Source organism: Mycobacterium toneyamaense, from assembly GCF_055384815.1.
In genome coordinates this window covers 2,410,969-2,436,273 of record NZ_AP040333.1, presented here as the reverse complement: position 1 = coordinate 2,436,273, position 25,305 = coordinate 2,410,969, and the positions used below count along the sequence as shown (strand labels likewise).

Below are 25,305 nucleotides of genomic sequence, written 5' to 3'. Positions count from 1 at the left end.
ATGCCATCAAGGACCGACACGTGCCACAAAAGGGCCACGCCGAACCCCGCCTATGACTGGCTGGAAACCAACTCCTGGCCGCGCATGCGCTGCGAGATCACCTGGGTGATGCCGTCGCCCTGCATGGTGACGCCGTAGAGCGCGTCGGCGACCTCCATGGTCGGCTTCTGGTGGGTGATGACGATCAGCTGCGACTTCTCCCGCAGCTGCTCGAACAGACTGATCAGACGGCGCAGGTTCACGTCGTCCAGCGCGGCCTCGACCTCGTCCATGACGTAGAAGGGTGACGGCCGCGCCCGGAAGATCGCCACCAGCATCGCCACCGCGGTCAGTGACTTCTCACCGCCCGACAGCAGCGACAACCGCTTGACCTTCTTGCCCGGTGGCCGGGCCTCGACCTCGATGCCGGTGGTGAGCATGTCGCTTGGGTTGGTCAGCAGCAGCCGGCCCTCGCCGCCGGGGAACAGCGTTGAGAAGACCTGCGTGAATTCCTGCTCCACATCGGCGTAGGCCTCGGTGAACACCCGCAGGATGCGCTCATCGACGTCGGCGATGACGTCCATCAAGTCCTTGCGGGCGCCCTTGACATCCTCCAGCTGGGTGGACAGGAAGTTGTAGCGCTCCTCGAGCGCGGCGAACTCCTCCAGCGCCAGCGGATTGACCCGACCGAGCTCGGCCAGTTCCTTCTCGGCCTTCTTCGCGCGGCGCTCCTGGGTGGGCCGGTCGAACGCCATCGGGGTGGGCGCGCTGACCTGTTCACCACGTTCCTTGGCCTGCTCGTACTCGGCCATCTCGAGTTCGGTCGGCGGCAGCGGCACGTCCGGTCCGTATTCGGCGACCAGGTCTGCGACGGCCATACCGAACTGCTCCAGCACCTGCTGTTCGAGTTGCTCGATACGAAGGGCCGCTTGCGCTTTGGCGACTTCGTCGCGGTGCAGCGCCTCGGTCAGCGCGCCGGCGCGGGCGCTGAGTTCGGACACCTCTGCCCTGACCCGCGTCAGACCTTCGGAACGCTGAGCCCGCTCGGCGGCCAGTGCATCACGCTTGCGTGCCGCCAGACTCACTGTGGCAGCTAGCTTTTCGGCCACCAGCCGGCCGGAATCGGCGACAGCGGCCGCGACCTTCGCCGCGTTCTCCCGGGCTTCACGCGCCCGCGCCGCGCGCACTCGCGCCTCACGCTCGGCGGCCGCGGCCCGGCGCAATGAATCTGCCCGTCCGCGAACGGCATTCGCACGTTCCTCAGCGGTACGCACCGCGAGCCGGGCCTCGACCTCGACGGCACGCGCCTCTTCGGCGGCTGCCGTCGTCTCGGAGCGGTCGACGAACTCGACGTCGAACATCGGCTCCTGCTGCGCGTTGTGGAACCGGTCCTCCAGCTCGGCCAGCTCGGCCAGGGTGCGGCCGCGACCGGCTTCCAGCTCGTCGCGCTGGGCCATCAGCTGCTGCCATTCGGCATCGGCCGTCCGGGCCTCCTGACCCAACCGCGCCAACTGCTCATAGACGGACGAGATGGTGGCGTCCGATTCGTGTAGCGCGGCCAGCGCGTGTTCGACGGCATCGCGACGCGCGGACTGTTCGGCCAGCGCACCCGCCAACGCGGCACCGAATTCACTGGTCTGACGCTCGGCGTCGATCAGCGCGGCGCGGGCCTTCTCGATCTCCGAGGTGATCTCCAAGGCGCTCGGCTTGCGATCGAATCCGCCGCTGACCCAGCCGGCGCCGACCAGATCACCGTCAGCCGTCACCGCACGCAGTTCCGGACGCGCAGCCACAAGCTCCAGCGCCGCAGGCAGATCAGCGACCACCGCGACCCGCGCCAGCATGGCGTGCATCGCGCCCGAGAGCCGGGCCGGCACGTCGACCAGGTCCAGCGCCCATTGCGCAGTGGACGGCAAATCCCCACGCGGCGAGGAGGATTCAACCGGCCAGTCGCCGAGCACAATGGCGGCACGACCGCCGTCGCCCTTTTTGAGCGCTTCCACCGCGGCGCGTGCGGCATCGAAACTCTCGGCCGCGAGCGCGTCGGCGGCGGCGCCCAGCACCGCTGCGATGGCCGCCTCATGGCCCGGCTGCACCCGGACCAGTTCGGCCACCGAGCCGAAAAGCCCTGAGCCGTCATGGTTTTTCTGCAACCACGCCGACCCGTCTTTGAGGTCGAGGGTCACCGACAGGGCATCGATGCGAGCCCGCAGGGAAGCGACCTGCTTCTCGACCGCACGCTCGGCCGCCTGCAGCTCGTCGACGCGCTGGTCGGCCTGACGCATGGCCGCGATGGTCCGATCGTGGTGCTCATCGAGCCCGTACTCGCCGGCATCCAGCTCACCGACCTTGCTCTGCACGAGTTCGAACTCGGCGTTGGCCTGCTCGACCCGGGCGGCTGCCTCTTCGATGCTGCCGGCCAGGCGCAGCACCCTCTCGTCGATCGATTCGATGCGGGTACGCATGGTGTCGACCTGTCCCGACAACCGCGCGAGTCCTTCGCGCCGGTCCGCTTCGGCACGGGCCGCGGCCATCTGGGCGCGTTCGGCGTCGGCCGCCGCACGTTCGCATTCGGCCAGCGCGCCGCGAGCGGCCTCGAGCCGGGTCCGCGATTCGGCGAGTTCGGCGAGCAGCTGTTCCTCGTGCTCGGCGATGGCCTCGGCCTCGGCCTCCAGTGCGTCCGGGTCCGGCCCCGTCGACACCTCCGGCTCTGAGTCCAGCAGGTTGGTGCGTTCTGTGGCGATCCGCACGGTGGCGCTGACCCGCTCGGCGAGCGCCGACAGCCGGAACCAGGTCTGTTGCGCGGCCTCGGCGCGGCCGGACAGGCCCGATACCGCCGCTTCGTGGCCGGCCAGTTCGGCCGACGCGGCTTCGAGGCGCTCGGCCACCTCGCCGTGCTCGCGCCGCAGCGCGGTCTCGGTCTGGTTGGTGTCGTCGAACTCGGCCTGCCGGGTCACCAGGTCGTCGGCGGCCAGGCGCAGCCGGGCATCGCGCAGATCGGCCTGGATGGTCTGCGCGCGACGCGCCATCTCGGCCTGTCGGCCCAGCGGCTTGAGCTGACGGCGCAGTTCGGTGGTCAGGTCGGTCAGGCGGGCCAGGTTGGCCTGCATGGCGTCGAGCTTGCGGACCGCCTTCTCCTTGCGCCGACGGTGCTTGAGCACACCGGCGGCCTCCTCGATGAAGGCGCGACGGTCCTCGGGGCGCGATTCCAGGATTTCCGAGAGCTTGCCCTGGCCGACGATGACGTGCATCTCGCGGCCGATACCGGAGTCGGACAGCAGTTCCTGCACATCCATGAGCCGGCAACTGCTGCCGTTGATCTCGTACTCGCTGGCGCCGTCGCGGAACACCCGGCGGGTGATCGACACCTCGGAGTATTCGATCGGCAGGGCGTTGTCCGAGTTGTCGATGGTCAGCGTCACCTCGGCCCGGCCCAGCGGCGCCCGCGACGACGTGCCGGCAAAGATGACGTCTTCCATCTTGCCGCCCCGCAGGGTCTTGGCGCCCTGCTCGCCCATGACCCAGGTCAGGGCGTCGACGACGTTGGATTTGCCCGAACCGTTCGGCCCCACCACGCACGTGATACCGGGTTCGAAGCGAAGAGTCGTCGGCGACGCGAAGGACTTGAAGCCCTTCAGCGTCAGACTCTTCAGATGCATGGGGTGAAACCCTACCGTCGCGCCGGTTAAATGCCGGGGACCCCTGGGCTTCTAACGCTCGGAAAAACCGTCGATCGGGTCACCTGCGGCGGCCCAATCGTCGACGACGGTCGTCACCGTGCCCGGGGTGGTGCCGCTGCGCAGGAGGGCCAGCAGCTGCTCGCAGTCGGCGCGCGAGCCCTGTGCCACGACGTGCACCCGGCCGTCCGGCTTGTTGCTGGCGTAACCGGTGAGGCCCAACTCGAGTGCCCTGGCGCGGGTCCACCAGCGGAACCCGACCCCCTGCACCTGGCCGTGCACCCAGGCCGACAGCCGGACTGCCTCGGTCACTCAGCGAACCCGAAGGTGACCTCGGTGCCCGCCTTCAAGGTGCGGCCCACCGTGCAGACCTTGTCGATGGCCCGCTCGACGACGATCTTGAGGCGCTTGATCTCGTCTTCGGACAGGCTCGAGAGGTCCAACTCCATGGACTCCTGCAGCAGCGGGTAGACCTCGTTCTCGCGGTCCGGCGGCCCCGATACCCGGATGGTCGTCTTGTAGTCGTCGCCGAGTCGGCTCCGCAGCGGCGCATCGCTGCTCATGCCGCTGCAGGCCGCCAGTGCGATCTTGAGCAATTCACCCGGGGTGAAGACACCCTCGACGTCCTCGGACCCGACGAGGACCTCGGCCCCCCGCGAGCTGTGCCCGGTGTAGCGGCGCACCCCAGTCCGTTCGACCCACAGTTCCGTCATGGCACATTTGTACCGCGCCGCCGCTCAATGTCCGGCGGGAACCCTGCTGGGCCCCAGGTAAAGTCATGAATTCACGCAACACTCTCGGGGGGAGAGTTCACATGACGTACCCATACCCGGGTCCGAATCCAGGACCATCCGGGTACCCGCAGCAGGGTCCGTACGGCGGCCAGCCGGTTGTTCCCGGCTATCCCGCATATGGTCCGCCCGGATACGGTCCGATGCCCGGTCAGCCGATGCCGTACGGCTATCCCGGTGCCACACCGCCGAACTCCGGCGGTCCGGGCAAGTGGATTCTGATCGCCGGCGCGGTCGTGCTGGTGCTGGTCCTCGGTGGCGTCGGAATCTACGCGCTGACCGGTTCCTCCGACGACGACCAGTCGACATCAGCGAGCAGCCAGTCGAGTGGCAAGCGCAAAGGCTCATGGGGCAGCACCGATCCGACGGACGAGGCCACCACGCCAGGGTCGTCGGGTGGCGGCAGTTCCGATGAGGATGAGATTCGCCAGTTCCTGGCCAGTTTCGGTGGCGGCGACATGGCATCGATCTCCTGTGCCAACGACCGCAAGTTCTTCGGCCAGGCAGGCGGCGGCGCATTCGGCAGCATGCAGATACCGAAGGTCGCAGGTGACGCGGACAGCATGCAGGCCCTCGACATCACCGTCACGGGCGACCGCGCCACGGTCAAACCCCCGGGGTCGTCGCAGGTTGCGTTCTGGCTGCGTAAAGAAGGCGGCGAGTGGAAGTTCTGCTCCACCGACAATCCCGTGTTCAAGAATCTGCCCGGAACCCGCTGAGATCACGGCTCGCCGCCGCCGGTTTCGCCTTCACGCACCACTTCACAAGGAGCGCCAGACAATGACCTATCCCCCGCTCGGGTCGCCGGGCCCCCAGCCGTGGCAGCAACCGCAGCAGCCCCAGCAGCCGGTACCCGGGTACCCGCCGGCCGGCTACGGGCAGGCGCCCGGGTATGGACAGGCCCCCGGCTATGGGCAGGCGCCCGGGTATCCGATGGGCCCTGGATACGGCCAGGCACCCGGGTTTCCCCCGGGACCCGGCTATCCCGGCGCGCCCACCCCGAACAACAACAAGAAGCTGCTGATCGGTGGGCTGGCCCTGCTCGCGGTCATCGGCATCGTGATCGGCGTGGTGGTGTGGACCTCGGGCTCCGGCGGTGGGCTCAGCGCACTGGGCGGTAACTCGGACGAGGACCAGATCCGCAGCCTGATGAGCGAACCGACGGCGCTGAAGGACCACCGGTGCGAAGCCGACAACAAGTTCTTCAGCAAGTTCCCCGGGCTCGCCGACGGTAAGAAGGCGCCGATCAAGCCCAACGTGAAGGTCACCGTCAACAGTGTCGACGTGACGGGCGAGCGCGCCACCGTGAACGTCACCACGCGTGCCGAGAGTGGGCGTGAGGCCTCCGCCACCGTCTATTTCCGCAAGGAAGGCGGTGAGTGGAAGTACTGCCTGACCGACTCCCCCGAGATGAAGAAATTGCAGCAGCTGCCGGGGATGAAGTAAACGCCCGAGGCTGACCGGCGTTTCCGGAGGTAGACGGCCCAGCGGTGTTAACTTGGACTGCAAGCACAGTTCACAGGGAGCGACCAGACATGACCTATCCCCCGCTCGGGCCCCAGCCAGGCGGCCAGCCGTGGCAGCAGCCGCAGCAGCCGCAGCAGCCGGCACCCGGGTACCCGCCGGCCGGCTACGGCCAGCCGGGATACGGCCAGCCCCAGCCTGCCTATGGGCAACCTGCGTACGGTCAGCCTGCGTATGGTCAACCGGCCTACGGCCAGCCCGGGTACGGACAGCCGCCGGGTTACCCGATGGGCCCGGGATTCCCCGGTGCGCCGCAACCCAAGTCGAACGGCCCGAAGTGGGCGCTGATCGGTGGGCTGGCGGCGATCATCGTCGTGGGCATCGTGCTCGCCGTGGTCCTGGTCTCGAATTCCGGCGGTGGGCTCAGCGCACTGGGCGGCAACTCCGACGAGGACCAGATTCGGAGCCTGATGAGCTCGGGGCCGTCGTCGATCAAAGAACGCGCGTGCGAGAACGACCAGAAGTTCTTCAGCAAGTTCCCCGGCATCGCCGACAGCACTGGCACCAATCCGACCGGCGCCAAGGGCAAGGCGACCGTCGACAGCGTCAACGTGACCGGGGATACCGCCACCGCCGAAGTCACCGCGACGTCGGGCACCGGCCTGGAGCGGTCCGGCACGCTCTACTTCCGCAAAGAGAGCGGCGAGTGGAAGATCTGCTTCACCGACTCACCGCAGCTGAAGCAGCTGCAGAATCTGCCCGGCATGAAGTGATGAACCTGTGACTTACCCGGCCGCGGTTGGCATTTCGGGTAGTGGCGCTGGTGTTACGTTGGATACCAAGCACAGTTCACAGGGAGCGCGCAGACATGACCTATCCCCCGTCCGGCTCTGATCCGGGCGCCCAGCCCTGGCAGCCGCCACAGCAGCCGCCCGAGGGATACGGCCAGCCTGCGTACGGCCCAACGGCCTATGGACAGCCGGCCTACGGCCAGCCCGCCTATGGGCAACCCGCCTATGGGCAGCCGACCTACGGCCAGCCCGGATACGGATATCCGGGCTACGGACCGCCGCCCGGCTACCCGATGGGGCCGGGTTTCCCGGGACAGCCCGGGTTCCCGCCGCCGCCTCCGCCCAACAACACCCGCAAGTGGGCGCTCATCGGTTCGGGGATATTCGCCGTCGTGCTCGTGATCGGGGTGGTGTTCGCCCTGGTGATGTCGCGTTCCGACTCCGGCTCCAGCTCGGATACGGCGTCCAGCGGTGGCGAGGTGACGAACGGTGCGTCGTCCTCGGACCAGGAGAAGATCCGCGACCTGATGACGTCGCAGATCGACACCTTCGACGATTTCAAGGCGCACTCCTGCGCGAACGACGTGAAGCTCTACGACAAGGTGCCGTCGATCGCGGGCAAGTTCGGCAAGGGCGGCAGCGCCGGAGACGCCGGCCCAGGTTCGACCAAACGCGCCGAGATCACCGACATCGATGTCAACGGAGATCGGGCGACGGTGAACGTCAGTTCGTCCACCGGGGTCACGAACGTTCCGCTGCGCAAAGAAGACGGCGAGTGGAAGTTCTGCATGACCGATTCGCCGAAGTTCAAGGGCATTCCCGGGCTGAAGTAGCCCGGGCCGTCAGATCGGGCGCGGGATGCGTGGCCGCGGTTGGCATTTCGGGCAGTAGTACGACGACCGGTTCATGAACTTCTCCCGCCGGATCGCCGTGCCACAGCGGCGGCACGGCTCCCCTTCCTGGCCGTAGGCGTCCAGAGACCGGTCGAAGTACCCGGACTCGCCGTTGACGTTGACATACAGCGAGTCGAACGACGTGCCGCCTTGCGCGAGAGCCGAATTCATCACGTCTGCCGCGTGGACGAGGAGTTCCCCGAGCCGGCGCCGAGCCAGCGCCGACGCCGGGCGGAACCCGTTGACCTGCGCCCGCCACAGCGATTCGTCGGCGTAGATGTTGCCGACACCGGACACCACGGTTTGGTCCAGCAGCTGACGTTTGATCTCGGAGTCCTTGCGCCGCAAGACATTCACCACGGCGTCCGGATCGAATGCGGGATCCAGCGGGTCGCGGGCGATGTGCGCCACCGGCACGGGCACGACGCTGCCGTCGACCTCGACCAGGTCGCAGACCTGCCAACCACCGAAAGTCCGTTGGTCGACGAAACTCAGCTCGGTGCCGTCGTCGAGCACGGCCGCGATGCGCAGGTGCGACGGCCGGGCCGGTGGCCCGATCAGCATCTGGCCGCTCATGCCCAGGTGCACCACCAGCGCCTCGTCACCGTCGAGGGTCAGCCACAGGTACTTGCCGCGGCGGCCCGTGCCGGTGATCCGGCGTCCGGCCAGCCGGCCGGCCAGATCCGCGGGACCGTTGTCGTGCCGTCGTACCGCGCGCGGGTGCAACACCCGCACGGTCCTGAAACCCTTTGCCACGACGTGTGATTCGAGGCCCCGGCGGACGACCTCGACTTCGGGAAGTTCAGGCATTGCTGACGGCGTCGGCGTCAGGGTCGACTTCGGGGCTGGCCTCCAGCGCCTGGTAGGCCGCCGCGGCGGCGTGCTGTTCGGCTTCCTTCTTCGTGCGACCGATGCCTTCGCCGTAGTCGATGCCACCCACCGTCGCGCGCGCGGTGAACTCCTTGTCGTGCTCCGGTCCGGTGGACGTCACGACGTAGGACGGGACGCCGATCCGGCGGGCCGCGGACAGTTCCTGCAGGCTGGTTTTCCAGTCCAGGCCCGCCCCGAGGCTCGCCGCGGTGTCGAGCGCGGCGCTGAACAGCCCCATCACCACGGTCTGGGCCACCTCGTGGCCGTGCTGGACATACGTTGCACCGAGCAGTGATTCGAGTCCGTCGGCCAGCAGGTTGGCCTTCTGCGCACCGCCGCTGGCCATCTCGCCGCGGCCCAGCAGCAGATAGCTGCCGAGTCCGTCAGGGGTGAGGGTGCGTGCGATCTCGGCCAGCGCCTGGGTGTTCACGACCGCGGATTTGAGCTTGGCCAGCTCGCCTTCGCTGCGGTCCGGGTAGCGGCGGAAAATCTCGGCGGTGATCACCAATCCGAGCACGGCGTCGCCCAGGAACTCCAGCCGCTCGTTGGTCGGCAGACCGCCGTTCTCGTAGGCGTAGCTGCGGTGGGTCAGTGCCACGGTCAGCAGATCGTCGGGCAACTGCACGCCCAGCGCTGCCAGCAGCGGCGCACGATCTACCGTCACGAACCGCCCTCCGACGAAGCCCCGTCGGTATCGGGGGTGTCGGGCAGCAGCGCCGACAACTTCGCCCACCGCGGGTCGATCTTGTCGTGGTGGTGGTCCGGTTCGGCGTCGAGCAGGCGTACCCCACAATCCGGGCACAGTCCCGGGCAGTCCGGGGTGCACAACGGCGAGAACGGCAGCGTCAGCCCGACCTCGTCGATGATCGACTGCTCGAGGTCGACGGCGTCATCGACGACGTGGCCGACCTCGTCCTCCTCGGTGGTGGCCTCGGTCGTGCTGTCGGGATACGCGAACAGCTCGGTGAGGTCGACGGTGACGTGCCCCGACAGCGGGTTGAGGCACCGCGAGCACTCACCGATGGTCGGCGCGGACACCGACCCCGTCACCAGCACGCCCTCGGACACCGACTGCAGTTGCAGGTCGAGGTCGATCGGCGCCCCGGCCGCGATCGCCATCAGATCCAGGCCGATCCGCTCGGGACTGGGCACGGTTTCGACGTGCGTCATCATCGACCCGGGCCGACGGCCCAATCGCGCAATGTCAATGGTCAGCGGACTCGGGCCAGGCATTGCTCAATCTTACGTCGGCGCCGATCGTCGACCGGACGCCATTCCCGCCAAGCGATTCAGCGCTGGGCGTAGTCGTGTGTGCCGGCGGCGGTACGCAGCTGGTGCCGGCCCCGGCTGACCGAGCGCAGCGTGCCCTGGAGGTGCTCCTCGAACTCGGCGAGCTTGGTGTCCACGTAGATGTCGCACTCGCCGCGCAGGCGGTCGGCCTCGGCGTGCGCCGAATCGATCATGCGGGTGGCCTCGGCGTGGGCGGTCTGAACCACCTCGGTCTCCGACACCAGGCGCTGCTGCTCCTTGATGCCTTCCTGCACGGCCTTCTCGTAGGACAGGTTGCCGCTCTCCAACAGCCGGTCCACCTCGGCCTTGGCCCGGTTGGTGCTGGCCTCGTACTCCCGCTTGGCGGTACTGGCGATCCGATTGGCCTCTTCGCGGGCCTCGACGACCATGCGCTCGCTGTGCGCACGCGCCTCGGAGACCATGCGGTCGGCCTGCGCCTTCGCGTCGGCCAACAGCCGGTCCGCTTCCGCGCGGGCGTGGTTGACCAGCGAATCCGCCTCGGCCGTGGCCGACGACACCATCGAGTCGGCGTGCTGCTTGGCCTCACGCAGCATTCCGTCGCGGGCGTCCAGGACATCCTGGGCGTCGTCCAGCTCGCCCGGGATGGCGTCCTTGATGTCGTCGAGAAGTTCCAGGACATCGCCCCGCGGCACCATGCAGCCCGCGGTCATAGGCACTCCGCGTGCCTCTTCCACGATCGCGCCGAGCTCGTCCAGCGCCTCAAATACTCGGTACACGGCAACATCCTCCAGGCGTAGTTGGTTGTTACCAGTGTGCCTGTTGTTACTCGTGTGACTCGGCTTTGCGGGCCGGTGTGTCGCGACCTATCCGGCCAGCTTGGCCTGGAGTCGCTTGTTCACGACCGGCGGCAGCAGGTCGGTGACGTCGCCGCCGAGGGCCGCGACCTCCTTGGCCAACGACGACGACACGAACGAGAATTGCGGCTTGGTCGCGACGAAGAAGGTGTCGACGCCGGCGACGTGCCGGTTCATCTGTGCCATCTGAAGCTCGTATTCGAAGTCCGTACCGGTGCGCAGACCCTTGACGATGGCCGTCAGCCCGCGCGCCCGGGCGAAGTCGACGACGAGCCCGGAACCGGCCTCGGCCCGCAGGTTCGGCAAATGCGACGTCGCCTCGCCGATCATCGCGATGCGTTCCTCCGCGGTGAACATGCCCTTCTTGTTGGGGTTCACCAGCACCGCCACCACCACCTCGTCGAACTGGGCCGCTGCCCGCTCGAAGACATCGAGGTGACCAAGGGTTATCGGATCGAAGGATCCCGGGCAGACCGCACCGCTCATAGCCCAAGACGGTACAAGGCCCGGGCAATGCCAGTGCTCAGCCTGCCCACTCCGCCATTTCCAGCCGGGTGTCGCCGTACCGCCGCTCGCGCAGCACGGTCCAGCCGTCCGGCCAGACGAGGGCCGGGCCGGACGCCGGGCGCTCGATCACCGCGACGGCACCCTCGGCCAGCCAGCCACCCGAAACGAGCTGCCCGACAACGGCTTCCACGTCGGCGGCCGGCACGTCGTAGGGCGGGTCCGCGAACACCAGGTCCACCGGCCGCGGCGCCGTCGTCGCCGTCACGCTGGACGCCGTCCCGCACCGGACGACGGCGCCGTCGACCCCGAGTTCGGCGATGTTGCGCGAGATCACCGCCGCGGCGCGCCGGTCGGCCTCCACGAACAGGGCCGACGCCGCACCGCGCGACAGTGCCTCCAGCCCGAGCGCCCCCGATCCGGCGTACAGGTCGAGCACCCGGGCCCCGTCGAAGTCCACCCGGGCCGCCAGCACGTTGAACAGCGACTCGCGGACCCGGTCCGTCGTCGGTCGAGTCCCTTTGGCGGGCACCGAGATCCGGCGGCCGCCGTGGCGGCCGCCGATGATCCGGGTCAGCTGATCACCACGAGCAGATCGCCACCTTCCACGCCCGCGGTGGGGGTGACGGCGATCCGCGCGACGGTACCGGCCTTGGGTGCGGTGATGGCCGCCTCCATCTTCATGGCCTCGATGGTGGCGATGGTCTGGCCCGCATCGACCTGGTCACCGACCGCGACGCCGACCGTGACGACACCCGCGAACGGGGCGGCGACATGGTCCGGGTTGGTGCGATCGGCCTTCTCGGCAGCCGGCACGTCCGCGGCGATGGCGCGGTCACGCACCAGCACGGGCCGCAGCTGCCCGTTGATCAGGCACAACACGGTACGCATGCCGCGCTCGTCGGGCTCGGAAACCGCTTCCAGGCCGATGAGCAGCTCGACGCCCTTCTCCAGCTGCACGCGGTGCTCTTCGCCGCGGCGCAGGCCGTAGAAGAACTGGTTGGCACTCAGCCTCGAGGTGTCGCCGTACTCCTCGCGGTGCGCCAGGAACTCCTTCGTCGGGCCGGGGAACAGCAGCCGGTTCAGGGCACCCTGGCGCACAGGGCCGGGGGTCGCCAGCTGGGCCTCGTCCTCCGCGGTCAGCTGCTGCTCGGGCCGGGCCGGGCCGCGGCCCTCCAATGCCTTGCTGCGCAACGGCTCCGGCCAGCCGCCGGGCGGGTCACCCAGCTCGCCGCGCAGGAATCCGATGACGCTGTCCGGGATGTCGTAGCGCGACGGGTCGGCCGCGAAGTCATCGGCGGTGACGTGCGCACCGACCAGCGACAGGGCCAGGTCACCGACCACCTTGCTCGACGGCGTCACCTTCACCAGGCGGCCGAGGATGCGGTCGGCACCGGCGTAGGCGTTCTCGATCTCCTCGAACTGGTCCCCCAGGCCCAGCGCGATGGCCTGCTGGCGCAGGTTGCTCAGCTGGCCACCGGGGATTTCGTGGGTGTAGACGCGGCCGGTCGGCGCCGGCAGGCCGGACTCGAACGGCGCGTAGACCCGGCGCAGCGCCTCCCAGTACGGCTCGAGGTCGCAGACCGCCTCCAGCGACAGCCCGGTGTCGTACTGCGTGTGCGCGGCCGCCGCGACGATGGACGACAGCGCGGGCTGGCTGGTGGTCCCGGCCAGCGGCGCCGAGGCACCGTCGACGGCGTCGGCGCCGGCCTGCCAGGCGGCCATGTACGTCGCCAGCTGCCCGCCCGGGGTGTCGTGCGTGTGCACGTGCACCGGCAGGTCGAAGCGAGACTTCAACGCCGACACCAGTTTTGCCGCGGCCGGCGGTCGCAGCAGGCCGGCCATGTCCTTGATGGCCAGCACGTGCGCACCGGCTTCGACGATCTCGTCGGCGAGCTTGAGCCAGTAGTCCAGCGTGTAGATCGTCTCGCCGGGATTCATCAGGTCGCCGGTGTAGGACATCGCGACTTCGGCCACCGCGGAACCGGTTTCGCGCACCGCCTCGATGGCGGGACGCATCGACGAGACGTTGTTGAGCGCGTCGAAGATCCGGAAGATGTCGATGCCGGTCGCCGTGGCCTCTTCGACGAACGCCGATGTCACCAGCTCCGGGTACGGCGTGTAGCCGACGGTGTTGCGGCCGCGCAGCAGCATCTGCAGACAGATGTTGGGCAACGCCTCACGCAGTGCGGCCAGGCGCTCCCACGGATCTTCCTTCAGAAAGCGAAGGGCCACATCGTAAGTGGCGCCACCCCAGCACTCGACCGACAGCAGCTGCGGCGTCGACCGGGCGATGTACGGGGCGATCTCCAGCAGACCCGTGGACCGCACGCGGGTGGCGAGCAGCGACTGGTGCGCGTCGCGGAAGGTGGTGTCGGTGACACCCACGGCGGGGGTGTCACGCAGCCAGCGCGCGAAGCCCTCGGGCCCCAGCTCGTCCAGCCGCTGCTTCGACCCCGCGGGCGGCGCCGCCTTCAGATCGACGGCGGGCAGCTTGTCGCGCGGGTACACCGCCGCTGGGCGCGGCCCGTGCGGCTGGTTGACCGTCACATCGGCGAGGTAGTTGAGGATCTTGGTGCCACGGTCGGCGCTGCTGCGCGCGGTCAGCAACTGCGGACGCTCGTCGATGAACGACGTCGTCACCTTGCCGGCGACGAAGTCGGGGTCGTCGAGCACTGCCTGTAGGAACGGGATGTTCGTCGAGACGCCGCGGATGCGGAACTCGGCCAGGGCCCGCTTGGCGCGCGCCACGGCCGTCGTCAAATCCCTTCCGCGGCAGGTCAATTTGACCAGCATGGAGTCGAAGTGGGCCGAGACCTCGGCACCGAGGTTGGTGCCGCCGTCGAGCCGGATGCCGGCGCCACCCGGGGTGCGGTAGGCGGTGATGCGGCCGGTGTCGGGCCGGAAGCCGTTGGCGGGATCCTCGGTGGTGATGCGGCACTGCAGCGCGGCGCCGCGGGCCTGCATGGTCTCCTGGCTCAGACCCAGCTCTTCGAGCGACGAGCCGGACGCGATACACAACTGCGACGCGACGAGGTCGACCGCGGTGATCTCCTCGGTGACGGTGTGCTCGACCTGGATGCGCGGGTTCATCTCGATGAACACGTGCTGGCCGCGCTGATCGACGAGGAACTCGACGGTGCCGGCGCACGTGTAGCCGATCTGCCGCGCGAAGGCCACGGCGTCGTTGCACATGCGCTCCCGCAGTTCGGGATCCAGGTTCGGCGCGGGCGCCAGCTCGATGACCTTCTGGTGCCGGCGCTGGACGCTGCAGTCGCGCTCGAACAGGTGCATGACGTTGCCGTGGGTGTCGGCGAGGATCTGCACCTCGATGTGCCGCGGGTTGACGACGGCCTGCTCCAGGAACACCGTCGGGTCACCGAACGCCGAATCGGCTTCGCGGGACGCCGCTTCGATGGCTTCGCGCAGGTCGGCCGGGTCGGCCACGCGGCGCATACCGCGGCCGCCACCACCGGCGACGGCCTTGACGAACAACGGGAACTGCATCTGCTCGGCGGCGGCGAGGAGGTCGTCGACCGACGACGACGGCTCCGACGAAGCCAGCACGGGCAGCCCCGCGGCGCGGGCCGATTCGATGGCGCGCGCCTTGTTGCCGGTCAGTTCGAGAATGTCGGAGCTGGGTCCGACGAATGTGATGCCCGCGGCGGCGCACGCGGCCGCCAGTTCGGGGTTCTCCGACAGGAAGCCGTAGCCCGGGTAGATCGCGTCGGCGCCGCATGCCAACGCGGTGGCGACGATGTCGTCGACGTTCAGGTACGCCCGGACCGGATGGCCTTTCTCCCCGATCTGATACGACTCGTCAGCCTTGAGCCGATGCAGCGAGTTGCGGTCTTCGAACGGGTACACCGCGACGGTCGCGATACCCAGTTCGTTGGCTGCGCGAAAGGCCCGGATCGCGATCTCACCGCGGTTGGCCACCAGGAGTTTGGAAATCACCCAGTGACCCTAGCGGTTACGGCCAGCTGAAGCACTAGATCAGCGTGGACCAATAACTCCAGAATCGATCAAGGATCAGCAGGGCGATCGCGGTGATCCACACGGCGTACAGCGGCCACCGCCACTGGTACAGGGTGTCCGCCACTTTGTTGCCAGCGGCCAAGGGCCGCAACGCAATTGACGCCACCACGATCAGCAGCGCCATGGTGACGACCCAGACCACCATGCAGTACGGGCACAGGGCGCCGATCTCGTACAGGCTCTGGTAGATCAGCCAGTGCACGAACACCGCACCCAGCAGCGTGCCACCGGCCAGACCCGCCCAGTACCACCGCGGCAGCCGCACGCCCGCGACGGCGAGCACGCCGGTCACGATCACCACGCTGAAGGCGGCGATGCCCAGGAGCGGGTTCGGGAATCCGAACAGCGAGGCCTGTTTGGTCAGCATCACCGACCCGCAGGACAGCACCGGGTTGATGCTGCACGACGGGACGTACGACGGGTTCTGCAGCTGCCGGACCTTCTCGACGGTCAGCACGAACGCGGCGACCTCGCCGATGATGCCGGCGAGGAGAATCCAGACGGCGGCGGGGCGGCTGACCGCCACCCCCACCTGCCGCTGCGACGTGTCGACGTCGGTCACTGGTGCGGTGCCGGAGCGGGCTGCGGTGCCGGGGCGCCCGGGGCCGGAGCGGCGGGGGCTGCCGGTGCGGCGGGCAGGTTCGGCAGATCGGGCGCGACGGCCTTGATCTTCTCGATCAGGCTGTTCGGGTCGCCGTTCGGGACCAGGCTGGTCTCGGTGCCGTTGATCTTGATGGTCGGGGTGCCCTGGATCTCGGCGTTGCGGGCCATGTTGTTGACCATCTCGGTGTAGACGCCGTTCTCGACGCACTTGCTGACCGGATCGTTCGGGCCGACGGCGACACCGGACTGGCGTGCGTACTCGAGCAGCTTGGCGTTGTCGGGGAACGTCGCCGCGGTCTCCTCGGGCTGGTTCTTGTACAGCGCTTCGTGGAAGCGCCGGAACGCGGCCTTGTCCTCGTCGGCGACGCAGTACGCCATGGCGCCGGCGCGCGTCGAGTACGACTTCGGGTCACCACGGCCGATGATCGAGACGATGTTGTAGTCGACGGCGATGTCGCCGTTGTCGATCAGCTTGGCGATGGTCGGGCCGTACGTCTTCTCGAAGACGCCGCAGACCGGGCAGAGGAAATCCTCGTAGATCGCGAGGGTGACCTTCGGGTCCTTGGTGCCGGGGTTGGTGACGACGTTGCTCGCCGCGATCTGGACCGCCTGCACCTTGTGCGGGTCGGCCTTGGGCTTGCCGTTCATGACGATGTACGCCACCAGTACCACCGCGAAGATGATGACAAGCGCGGTCAGCCCGCCCTTGACCACCCAGTCCCGCTTGCGGTCCGCAGCCTTCAGGTCATAGCTGGCGTTCTTCGATGACTTCGACGATTTCGACGGCACGGCGTCAAGGGTACCGACGCCGTCCCCGAACTCGGCCGGAGCCGTACCTCAGCGGGTGAGGTGTGCCCGGAACGCGGAGATGAAGTCCGCCGTCGCGACCGCGCTGTCGCCGCCGAGCGGGAAGAAGTTCGCGAAGGCGTGGACCAGGGATCCGTACCTGCGGTGGTCCACCGGCACGCCGGCGGCGGCCAGCGCCGCGGCGTAGGCGTCGCCTTCGTCGCGCAGCGGATCGAACCCACCGGTGAGCACGAGCGCGGGCGGCAGACCCGACAGATCGTCGGCCAGCAGCGGCGACACCCGCGGGTCCGCCGGATCGAGCGCCGATTCGGCGAGGTAGTTGGCCCGGAACCAGTCCATGTCGACCTTGCTCAGGAAGTAGCCGTCGGCGAACAGCACCTTCGACCGGGTGTCGCCCGCGAAATTCGTGACCGGATAGATCAGCAACTGCAGGGCAGGCAGCGGCGCGCGGTTGTTCCGGGCCAGCTGGGAGACGACGGCCGCCAGGTTGCCGCCGGCACTGTCGCCACCCACGGCGATCCTTGCCGGGTCGGCGCCCAGCCGCGCCGCGTTCTCCACACACCAGAGATAGGTGGCGTAGCAGTCGTCGGAGGCGGCCGGAGCCGGGTGCTCAGGGGCCAGCCGGTACTCGACGGAGACGACGTGCACGCCAGCGTCCCGGCTGATGAGCCGGCACAGCCCGTCATGCGACTCGATGCCGCCGACGACGAATCCGCCGCCGTGGAAGAAGACCAGCAGCGGCGCGGGCCCGGTGGTGTCGGCCCGGTAGTGGCGGGCGCGCAGGGGTTCGACCGGACCGGGAACCGTGAAGTCGGTCGTCGTCACAGCGATGGCCGGGTCGAGGTACTGCGACAACGCCAGCAGCTGAGTGCGCGAGACGTTGATGTCGCTGCTCACGACCAGGCCCCCGGCGCCGGTGGCGTTCTGCGCCGCCAGCATCAGCTGCAGGGTGGTGTCCAGGGTGTTGCCGTCGATCGTGACGCGACGCCCGCCGAGCAGCACGCGCTTCAGCCGGTCGGGAATCTTGGGGAGGACACGCAGGGCGATGCCGCCGGCCCGGGTCAGGACCGCGAGGCGCAGGCGGTTGGGCCGTCCGACCGGATGCTCGGGCCGGACGACCAGTTCGGCGTCGGTTGTCGCTGCCGACAGCTCAGCGTCGCCTGGCATGCTCATTGTCATGGCTGATCCTTCAGGTGCTCCGAGTCCAACACTGACGCTCAACGACGGTACGTCCATTCCCGTGGTGGGTCTCGGGGTGTGGCAGACACCGGCCGAGGACACCGAACGCGCCGTCAGTGCAGCATTGCACGCCGGATATCGCCATATCGACACCGCCGCGGCCTACGGCAACGAGGACGGCGTCGGCCGGGCCGTCGCCGCCTCCGGCATTCCGCGCGAGGACGTCTTCATCGTCACCAAGCTGTGGAACTCCGACCAGGGTTATGAGAAGACCCTCACCGCGTTCGACGCCAGCATGGCGCGGTTGGGGCTCGATTACCTCGACCTGTACCTGATCCACTGGCCGACGCCCGCCCAGAACCTGTTCATCGACACGTTCAAGGCTTTCGCCCACCTGCGTGACCAGGGCCGGATCCGCGCGATCGGCGTCAGCAACTTCGAGCCCCAGCACCTCAAACTGCTCATCGATGCCACCGGGATCGTGCCCGCGGTGAACCAGATCGAGCTGCATCCGCGGCTGCCGCAGGCCGAGCTGCGGGAAACACACGCCCGCTACGGCATCGCCACCGAGGCCTGGAGCCCGCTGGGCCAGGGTTCCCTGCTCGCGGACCCGATCGTCACCACCATCGCGGAGCGACACGGAAAAACGCCAGCACAGGTGCTGATTAGGTGGCATATACAGCTGGGTAATATCGTCATCCCGAAATCGGTGAACCCAGACCGGATTGCGAGCAATTTCGACGTGTTTGATTTCGAGCTGAGCGAAGCGGACATCGCGTCCATCGCGACCCTCGACAACGGCACCCGCCTGGGCCCGGATCCACGAACATTCAACTTCACAGGGTAGGTGACATGGCCTCCGCAGAGATTCCCAATGTGGCGCTCCACGACGACAACACGATCCCGGCGCTCGGTCTCGGTGTCGGCGAGCTGTCGGACGCCGACACCGAGCGCGCCGTCTCGGCCGCGCTCGAGATGGGCATCCGCCTGATCGACACCGCCGCCGTCTACGGCAACGAGGAAGCCGTCGGGCGGGCCATCGCGTCGTCGGGCATCCCGCGCGCCGAAATCTTCGTGACGACCAAGCTGGCCAACGCCGACCAGGGTTTCCAGGCCGGCCAGGATGCGTTCAAGGTCAGCCTGGACAAGCTCGGCCTGGAGTACGTGGACCTGTACATGATCCACTGGCCCGCCGGCGACATCAGCAAGTACGTGGACAGCTGGGGCGCCCTGATCAAGCTGCACAACGACGGCACCGCGAAGTCCATCGGCGTCTGCAACTTCACGGACGAGGACCTGTCCACCATCATCGACCTGAGCTACGTCAGCCCGGTGGTGAACCAGATCGAGCTGCACCCGCTGCTCAACCAGTCCGCGCTGCGCGCCGTGCACGCCGAGCGGGGCATCGTCACGCAGGCCTACAGCCCGCTGGGCGTCGGCAACCTGCTGACCCACCCGACCGTGCAGTCCATCGCCGCCGAGTACGGCAAGACCCCGGCGCAGGTGCTGATCCGGTGGAGCCTGCAGCTGGGCAACTCGGTGATCCCCCGCTCGTCGTCGCCGGAGCGCATCGCCGAGAACCTCGACGTGTTCGGCTTCGAACTCGCCGCCGAGCACATGGACAGCCTGAACGGGTTGGACGACGGCACCCGCTACCGTCCGGACCCCGCCACCTACACCGGCATCTGAGGCCGCCCAGGCGCGCATTTGACACAAAATATGGCCGTTTCCCACACCCGGGGAACGGCCATATTGATTGCCACGGCCGACGGCCGGATGCGCGAACCGGACCCGCCGGTGCTGAGTTGTCACAGATGTGTCCAAAGCGCCGCGTGTGGCCGACCATCGCGCAACACCCAGCAATTTATTTGCATTAACGATGTTTCCGATTACGTCTAGTGGGTTAATTTGATATCGGGTTTTTCCAAACCCGACGTAATCGCGCAGCATCGAAGCAGGGGGTTTCGACAAATGATTCATCAATTCGGTAGCACAGCAGAATTAACGATGCCGACAATAGCCGACATCACCCGTCGCTTGTCAATAGGCGCGGCAACAATCGGAATGGGCGCCTTGATGTTTGCATGCGCAACGGGCACAGCACAGGCTGACAAGTCACATTCCCATTCCGGGGGCGCCACGACACACAGCACCACGACCACAGCCGGCGCAGCCAAGTCGACCGCAAAGGCCGCCACCGCGCCGAAGGTGGCAGCGGCAACCAGCCCGGTGGACAGCATCGGCCAGGCGCTCAACGGCACCGTCAAGACCGTCGGCGGCGCAACCAACGGCACCGTCCAGACCGTCGGCGGCGCAACCAACGGCACCGTCCAGACCGTCGGCGGCGCAACCAACGGCACCGTCCAGACCGTCGGCGGCGCAACCAACGGCACCGTCAAGACCATCGGCGGCGCAACCAACGGCACCGTCCAGACCGTCGGCGGCGCAACCAACGGCACCGTCAAGACCATCGGCGGCGCACTCAATGGCACCATCCAGACAATCGGCGGCTTATTCGGACGCCGTTAACAGCCTCCGAACGAAAGGCAGAACAGCGAATCGGCGAAGCACCGCGCGCAATAGCGATCGGTTGCCGGAACGGCAGCATTTCTGAAACGGAACCCTGTTGCCGCGCTGCCAGCTATTTATCGCAGCCGTTAATAGGATGAATTGGATATTGGTTGCCGGGCGCGTTAGCTCGGCAACCAATATCTGCGCATTCATGTCGATCGCCACCGAATTAGCGGTATTTCCGCCTTGCGGATTGTCGGCTAACTGGTGAGTACCCGCTGTTGTGCAGCGACGGTCCGGAAGGCAACAAAAGCGCCGCGGATGGGTTCTGTTCTGTCACTGAGAATGGCTCCTAGCTCGTCGGGCAGGTGGCCGCGGCATCGCGCAGGACGGGCACCGACGGCGCGTCCACGGGCAGCCCATAGCCGCGCAACACCGCGACGTACTGCACGGCGTACTGGCACCAGAAACCATGGTTCGGCGGCATCCAGTCCGACGGCTGCTTGTCGCCTTTGTCCTGATTCGATTTCCCGGACACCGCGAGCAGATTCGCCGGGTCATTGGCGAATCGGAGCCGAAGCTCGTCGTTCCAGTCTCTGGCCCCGAGGTCCCAGGCCAGCGCGAGCGGCACGATGTGGTCGATCTGCACCGCTGCGCCGACCTGGTTGCCGCGCGTGAACGCGATGGTGTCGTTGGTGTAGGGATCGCGCAGTACCCCGGTCTTCACCGCCTGCGGGCAGCGCTTGAGCGACACGAGAGTCTTGTCAGTGAGGTCCCGGTTCAGGATGTCGTTGCGGGTGTCGCAGCCGTTGTGGCCCTCGGGCGCCGGGTTGTCGTCGGTCCAGGCCTCACCGAACGCCGCGCGCCGGTAGTTCGGATCGCGCACGCGCCGCGCGATGACGGCCACGCCCGCCAGGATGTCGGTACCGGGAGCGACGGTCGGCACGACGGCACCGTCGACGCCGTCGGCGACCGCTGCCGGTTCGTCTGCCGTACCGACCTGGATCGCGACCACCACCGCCAGTACCACTGCCGCCACCAGCCACAGCAGTCGTTTCACGCCTTGTCCAGGTACTCGACGCGGTCGGTGTCGACGAACTGGGCAGCCAGCGCGGACATGCCCGGATCATCCGGATTCTGCGCGTAGGCCGCCTGGCAGAAGGCCCGGGCCGACTCGATGACTTCCTGATGGTCGGCCAGCGACAGGAACCGCAGGTGCCCCGCCCGGCCGGACTGGTTGAGGCCCAGCACATCGCCCTCGCGACGCTCCTGCAGGTCCAGATCGGCCAGTTCGAAACCGTCGAGGGTGCCGGCGACGGCCTGCAGCCGGGCACCGGCCTTCGATCCCTCCGGCAGTTTCGTCGCGAGCAGGCACAGGCTGGCGTGCGAGCCACGACCGATACGGCCCCGCAGCTGGTGCAGCTGGCTGATGCCGAAGCGGTCCGCGTCCATCACCACCATGACCGTCGAGTTGGGCACGTCGACGCCGACCTCGATGACCGTGGTGCACACCAGCACATCGATCTGTCCGGCCCGGAAGGCCGACATGATGGCGTCCTTCTCGTCGCCGGGCAGCCGGCCGTGCATGAGCCCCAGCCTCAGTCCGTGCAGCGGCCCGGTACGCAGTTTGTCGTAGAGCTCGACGACCGTCACCGGCGGCGGACCGGCCTCTTTGTTCTCGCTCGTCTTGTCGTTCTCGTCGATCCGGGAGGCCACCACGTAGGCCTGCCGGCCCGCTTGGACCTCTTCGCGGATACGGGCCCACGCGCGGTCGAGCCACGCCGGCTTCTGGCTGACGAAGATGGTCTTGGTGTCGATCGGCTGGCGGCCCCGCGGCAACTCCCGCATGGTCGAGGTCTCCAGATCGCCGTACACGGTCAGCGCGACCGTACGCGGGATCGGGGTGGCTGTCATCACCAGCAGGTGCGGCGTCAGGCCCTCAGGAGCCTTGGCGCGCAGGCGATCTCGCTGCTCGACCCCGAACCGGTGCTGCTCGTCGACAACCACCATGCCGAGCCGGTCGAACTCCACCGCGTCCTGCAGCAGGGCGTGGGTGCCGATGACGATGCCGGCCCGCCCGCTCGACACCTCGTCGCGCACCTGCCGTTTCTGCTGTGCGGTCATGGACCCGGTGAGCAACGCCACCGACGTGGCATCGTCCGGGGCACCGAGCTGTCCCGCCATGGCCAGCGGCCCCAGAACGTCGCGAACCGACCGCGCATGTTGCACGGCAAGCACTTCCGTCGGGGCGAGCAGCGCACATTGGTATCCGGCGTCGACCATCTGCAGCATGGCGAGCAGCGAGACGATGGTCTTGCCCGAGCCCACCTCGCCCTGCAGCATCCGGTTCATGGGCCGGGACTCGGACAGCTCGGTCGACAGCACCTCGAGCACATCACGCTGACCCGCGGTCAACTCGAACGGCAACCGGTCACGCAGGGCGGCCGCCAGACCGTCGTCCCTCGGCGGCGCCGGTGGACCGGATTGCGACTGCGTGCCGTGCCGACGGGCGGCCAGCGCCCATTGCAGCCCGGCGGCTTCGTCGAAAGTCAGCCGTTCCCTGGCCTGTTCGCGGTCCGCCTCGCGCTCGCCGAGGTGGATGTCGCGCAGCGCCTGATCCTCGGAGATCAGGCCCCGCTGCGCGCGGATGGATTCCGGCAGCGGGTCGGATACCGGGTCCAGCACCGCGAGCACCTGCAGGATGCACGCGTAGATGTCCCAGCTCTGCACCTTGGCGCACGCCGAGTAGATCGGGAAGAACTCCCGCTCGAACGCCGACATCTGCAGTTCGCCGTGCATCTTCTCGGAGGCGTCGGCGATCTTCTTCAGCGCCGGCGACCCGAACGTGCGGCCCCCGGCGGAACCGAGGACCAGGTGCGCGGGATGCGTCAGTTGCATTGTGCGCCCATAGAATCCGACGACACCAGACAGCATCACCCGAGTGCCCTCGACGAGCGATTTCTTGAGGAACTTGGCGTTGAAGAAGGTCGCGGTGACCTTCGGATTGCGATTGCCGAGGGTGACCACCAGGTATTCGCGCTTGGGCGCCCGGTTGGTCCAGCGCGTCTCCGCCTTGGTGATGACGTCGACGAACGTGACGTGGTCGCCTTCCTCCGGTAGCTCGGTGTCTTCACCGAGCACCGTCATGCCTTGGCTGTACTTGCGCGGATAGTGCCGCAACAGATCGTTGACGGTGCGGATACCGAAGAATTCTTCCAGCGGCGCAGCCGATTTCGCGCCCAATACGTGCACCAGGGAGTCGGTCAGCGCGACCACCGCTACTCCACCCCGATCAGTAGTGCGTCGCCGCGGTGACCGGTGTGATAGGTCACCAACTCGGCCGCCAGGTGCTCCTGGCGCACGTGCTCGGCGAGCGCGGCCCCCACTTCGGCGTCGACGCCCGCACCGGTCAGCACCGTCACCAGTTCTCCGCCCGACGACAGCAGCAGGTCGATCAGCCCGCTGGCGGCACTGACCAGGTCGTGCCCGACGATCAGCACCTCGTCGCCGGCGATGCCCAGTCCGTCACCCGGACGGCACCGGCCGGCCCAGGTCAGCGCCGCCTCGGTGGCGATTCGTACCGATCCGTGCCGGGCGCCCGCTGCGGCGCGCGCCATGGTGTAACCGTCGTCGACGGCCTGCCGGGTGGCGTCGTGCACCGCCAGTGCCGCCAATCCCTGCACCATGGATCCGGCCGGTACCGGTACCACGTCCATGCCCCAGCTGATGGCCGTGGCGCAGCCGGCCACCAGTTCCTCGGCGGCCAGAAAACCGTTGGGCAGCACCATGATCTGCGCGGCGCCGGTGCCGACCAGCCCGGCGAGGAACTGCTGCGCGCTGACCGGCTGACCGTCGACGGGCCGCAACACGTGCGCACCCTCGCCGCCGAACAACTCCCCCGCCCCGTCGCCGTCGACGATCGCCAGCACGGCGCGGTCCCGGCTCCAGCCGCCCGACGGCCGGGCCCCGGCGGCCCCGATCAGCGCGGTGACCTGAATCCTGCTGACGGTACCCAGGTCGAGGGCCGCCTCGATCGCGGCGCCGGCGTCGTCGGCGTGCACGTGCACGCTGTAGTGGGCACCGGCGCTCGCGGCGGCGATGGCAACCGATTCACCGAGCCGCAGCAGGCGGGCGCGCAACACCTCGACGTTGTCCGGGGCGCAGTCGCCCAGCAGGTACATCACCTCGAATTGTGGTGCCGCGCCATTGATTTCGTGATGATCGTGTTGGCCGTGGTGGCCGTGCTCGGGCCGAGGATGCCCCGGCTGGTACTGCGGCCGGGGCGCCGAGCCGCCGGACAGCGTCGCGGTCAGCGCGTCGAGCAGGACCAGCAGACCGCGCCCACCGGCGTCGACGACACCCGCCTCCGCGAGCACGTCGAGCTGGTCGGTGGTCCGCTCGAGCGCTGCCGCGGCGGCGTCCGCGACCGTCGCCGCGATGGTCGCGAGGTCCGTCAGGCCGTCGTGCTTCTCGGCCTCCAATGCGGCCGCCTGCAGCACCGAGACGATGGTCCCGGGCACGGTCTGCCCGACCGACGCGACCGCCAGCACCTGGGCGTGATGCAGGGCCGCGGTGAATTCCGGCGCCGTGATCTCGCCGCATTCTCTGTCCTCGCCGCGCTGCAACGCGGCCTCGGCGACCACGTCGGCCACGCCGCGCAGGATCTGCGACAGGATGACGCCCGAGTTGCCCCGGGCGCCGTGCAGCGCACCCGCCGACAACGCGGCCGACACCGCCACCACGTCGTTGCCCGCCGCCTTCACGGCCTCGTCGGCCTGGGCGGCGGCGGCGCGCATGGTGAACAACATGTTGGTGCCGGTGTCGGAGTCGGCGACGGGATAGACGTTCAGCCGATTGATCTCGTCGGTGTGGGCGATCAGGTGCAGGACCGCGGTGTGCGCCCAGTCACGTAAGGCGATCCCATCCAGCGGACGGGGTGTGCGACCCACGCCAGCTGACATGTGACCTCCATCGCGTCCGCCCTCGACCCTCAGTGCCCCGCCAGCCTAGCCACAGGCCCCGACAAATCTCCTGACCAACTCCCATGGAACAGCGGCCGCCAAACCCATTTTGGTGATCGTCGGGCGGCCCGG

Annotated in this window: 23 protein-coding genes; 7 read left to right on the top strand and 16 right to left on the bottom strand. The window is 68.2% G+C overall.

The genetic code is table 11. The annotated features are described in order from the left end of the window. Nucleotides 1-50 precede the first annotated feature (50 nt). From smc to ACZ5IQ_RS11740, 3 genes are read right to left on the bottom strand one after another with little or no spacing between them, the layout of a single operon-like run. Nucleotides 51-3,638, bottom strand: a complete 3,588-nt coding sequence (gene smc / locus ACZ5IQ_RS11750) for a chromosome segregation protein SMC (protein ID WP_464481294.1) — start codon at nt 3,636-3,638, stop codon at nt 51-53. Between the two features lie 51 nt (nt 3,639-3,689). Continuing rightward, nucleotides 3,690-3,968 (bottom strand): acylphosphatase, encoded by a 279-nt coding sequence (locus ACZ5IQ_RS11745; protein WP_133425951.1) that lies wholly within the window; start codon nt 3,966-3,968, stop codon nt 3,690-3,692. Beyond that, nucleotides 3,965-4,369, bottom strand: coding sequence for an OsmC family protein (locus ACZ5IQ_RS11740; protein ID WP_061001520.1), 405 nt, complete (start codon nt 4,367-4,369; stop codon nt 3,965-3,967). Before ACZ5IQ_RS11740 ends, ACZ5IQ_RS11745 begins: the two co-directional genes overlap by 4 nt. Before the next feature lie 101 nt (nt 4,370-4,470). Between ACZ5IQ_RS11740 and ACZ5IQ_RS11735 the strand changes: the two genes are divergently transcribed. From ACZ5IQ_RS11735 to ACZ5IQ_RS11720, 4 genes are all read left to right on the top strand, one after another. Continuing rightward, nucleotides 4,471-5,166, top strand: a complete 696-nt coding sequence (locus tag ACZ5IQ_RS11735) for a hypothetical protein (RefSeq protein ID WP_464481293.1) — start codon at nt 4,471-4,473, stop codon at nt 5,164-5,166. A 61-nt stretch (nt 5,167-5,227) separates the two neighbouring features. Then, nucleotides 5,228-5,893 carry a hypothetical protein gene (locus ACZ5IQ_RS11730; RefSeq protein WP_464481292.1) on the top strand — a complete coding sequence of 222 codons (666 nt, stop codon included), beginning with the start codon at nt 5,228-5,230 and terminating at the stop codon, nt 5,891-5,893. Nucleotides 5,894-5,982: 89 nt separating this feature from the next. After that, nucleotides 5,983-6,684, top strand: coding sequence for an Rv0361 family membrane protein (locus tag ACZ5IQ_RS11725; RefSeq protein ID WP_082761995.1), 702 nt, complete (start codon nt 5,983-5,985; stop codon nt 6,682-6,684). Nucleotides 6,685-6,779: 95 nt separating this feature from the next. Then, on the top strand, nt 6,780-7,535 hold the full coding sequence (locus ACZ5IQ_RS11720) for an Rv0361 family membrane protein (protein WP_135357185.1): 756 nt from the start codon (nt 6,780-6,782) through the stop codon (nt 7,533-7,535). A gap of 9 nt (nt 7,536-7,544) precedes the next feature. Here ACZ5IQ_RS11720 and mutM read toward each other — a convergent pair whose 3' ends face one another. The 10 genes from mutM to ACZ5IQ_RS11670 form a co-directional block, all read right to left on the bottom strand. Then, complete coding sequence (gene mutM, locus ACZ5IQ_RS11715) at nt 7,545-8,405, bottom strand: bifunctional DNA-formamidopyrimidine glycosylase/DNA-(apurinic or apyrimidinic site) lyase (RefSeq protein ID WP_061010224.1); 861 nt, start codon at nt 8,403-8,405, stop codon at nt 7,545-7,547. Next, entirely contained in the window at nt 8,398-9,129 is a 732-nt protein-coding gene (gene rnc / locus ACZ5IQ_RS11710; protein ID WP_135357184.1) for a ribonuclease III, read from the bottom strand. Before rnc ends, mutM begins: the two co-directional genes overlap by 8 nt. Further along, the gene (locus ACZ5IQ_RS11705; protein ID WP_209841241.1) at nt 9,126-9,698 is read right to left on the bottom strand and encodes a YceD family protein; all 573 of its coding nucleotides are present in this window, start codon (nt 9,696-9,698) and stop codon (nt 9,126-9,128) included. Before ACZ5IQ_RS11705 ends, rnc begins: the two co-directional genes overlap by 4 nt. Before the next feature lie 56 nt (nt 9,699-9,754). After that, nucleotides 9,755-10,492 carry a cell division protein SepIVA gene (sepIVA, locus tag ACZ5IQ_RS11700; protein ID WP_020103794.1) on the bottom strand — a complete coding sequence of 246 codons (738 nt, stop codon included), beginning with the start codon at nt 10,490-10,492 and terminating at the stop codon, nt 9,755-9,757. An 87-nt stretch (nt 10,493-10,579) separates the two neighbouring features. Then, on the bottom strand, nt 10,580-11,056 hold the full coding sequence (gene coaD, locus ACZ5IQ_RS11695; protein WP_135357183.1) for a pantetheine-phosphate adenylyltransferase: 477 nt from the start codon (nt 11,054-11,056) through the stop codon (nt 10,580-10,582). Nucleotides 11,057-11,093: 37 nt separating this feature from the next. After that, complete coding sequence (gene rsmD, locus ACZ5IQ_RS11690) at nt 11,094-11,651, bottom strand: 16S rRNA (guanine(966)-N(2))-methyltransferase RsmD (protein WP_464481461.1); 558 nt, start codon at nt 11,649-11,651, stop codon at nt 11,094-11,096. After that, entirely contained in the window at nt 11,648-15,031 is a 3,384-nt protein-coding gene (locus ACZ5IQ_RS11685) for a pyruvate carboxylase (RefSeq protein WP_212811914.1), read from the bottom strand. Before ACZ5IQ_RS11685 ends, rsmD begins: the two co-directional genes overlap by 4 nt. Nucleotides 15,032-15,065: 34 nt before the next feature. Continuing rightward, nucleotides 15,066-15,674, bottom strand: a complete 609-nt coding sequence (locus tag ACZ5IQ_RS11680; RefSeq protein ID WP_212811915.1) for a vitamin K epoxide reductase family protein — start codon at nt 15,672-15,674, stop codon at nt 15,066-15,068. After that, nucleotides 15,671-16,504: a DsbA family protein gene (locus tag ACZ5IQ_RS11675; protein WP_212811916.1), complete on the bottom strand. Its 834-nt coding sequence runs from the start codon at nt 16,502-16,504 to the stop codon at nt 15,671-15,673. The genes ACZ5IQ_RS11680 and ACZ5IQ_RS11675 overlap by 4 nt, the downstream gene beginning before the upstream one ends. 48 nt (nt 16,505-16,552) lie before the next feature. After that, nucleotides 16,553-17,701, bottom strand: coding sequence for an alpha/beta hydrolase (locus tag ACZ5IQ_RS11670; RefSeq protein WP_212811917.1), 1,149 nt, complete (start codon nt 17,699-17,701; stop codon nt 16,553-16,555). Here ACZ5IQ_RS11670 and ACZ5IQ_RS11665 point away from each other — a divergent pair. The 3 genes from ACZ5IQ_RS11665 (at nt 17,700) to ACZ5IQ_RS11655 (ending at nt 20,230) form a co-directional block, all read left to right on the top strand. Continuing rightward, on the top strand, nt 17,700-18,548 hold the full coding sequence (locus tag ACZ5IQ_RS11665; protein WP_464481291.1) for an aldo/keto reductase: 849 nt from the start codon (nt 17,700-17,702) through the stop codon (nt 18,546-18,548). The two genes, ACZ5IQ_RS11670 and ACZ5IQ_RS11665, sit on opposite strands and share 2 nt — an antisense overlap. A 5-nt stretch (nt 18,549-18,553) precedes the next feature. Beyond that, on the top strand, nt 18,554-19,390 hold the full coding sequence (locus tag ACZ5IQ_RS11660) for an aldo/keto reductase (protein ID WP_464481290.1): 837 nt from the start codon (nt 18,554-18,556) through the stop codon (nt 19,388-19,390). 519 nt (nt 19,391-19,909) lie between these two features. Then, complete coding sequence (locus ACZ5IQ_RS11655) at nt 19,910-20,230, top strand: hypothetical protein (protein ID WP_464481289.1); 321 nt, start codon at nt 19,910-19,912, stop codon at nt 20,228-20,230. A gap of 334 nt (nt 20,231-20,564) precedes the next feature. Here the strand turns inward: ACZ5IQ_RS11655 and ACZ5IQ_RS11650 are convergent, their stop codons facing one another. Genes ACZ5IQ_RS11650 through ACZ5IQ_RS11640 form a run of 3 tightly spaced genes read right to left on the bottom strand, consistent with a single transcriptional unit; the run spans nt 20,565 to nt 25,173 of the window. Beyond that, nucleotides 20,565-21,272: an HNH endonuclease family protein gene (locus ACZ5IQ_RS11650; RefSeq protein WP_133425941.1), complete on the bottom strand. Its 708-nt coding sequence runs from the start codon at nt 21,270-21,272 to the stop codon at nt 20,565-20,567. Beyond that, complete coding sequence (gene recG, locus ACZ5IQ_RS11645) at nt 21,269-23,488, bottom strand: ATP-dependent DNA helicase RecG (protein ID WP_464481288.1); 2,220 nt, start codon at nt 23,486-23,488, stop codon at nt 21,269-21,271. Before recG ends, ACZ5IQ_RS11650 begins: the two co-directional genes overlap by 4 nt. Nucleotides 23,489-23,490: 2 nt before the next feature. After that, nucleotides 23,491-25,173, bottom strand: a complete 1,683-nt coding sequence (locus ACZ5IQ_RS11640; protein ID WP_464481287.1) for a DAK2 domain-containing protein — start codon at nt 25,171-25,173, stop codon at nt 23,491-23,493. Nucleotides 25,174-25,305 lie beyond the last annotated feature (132 nt).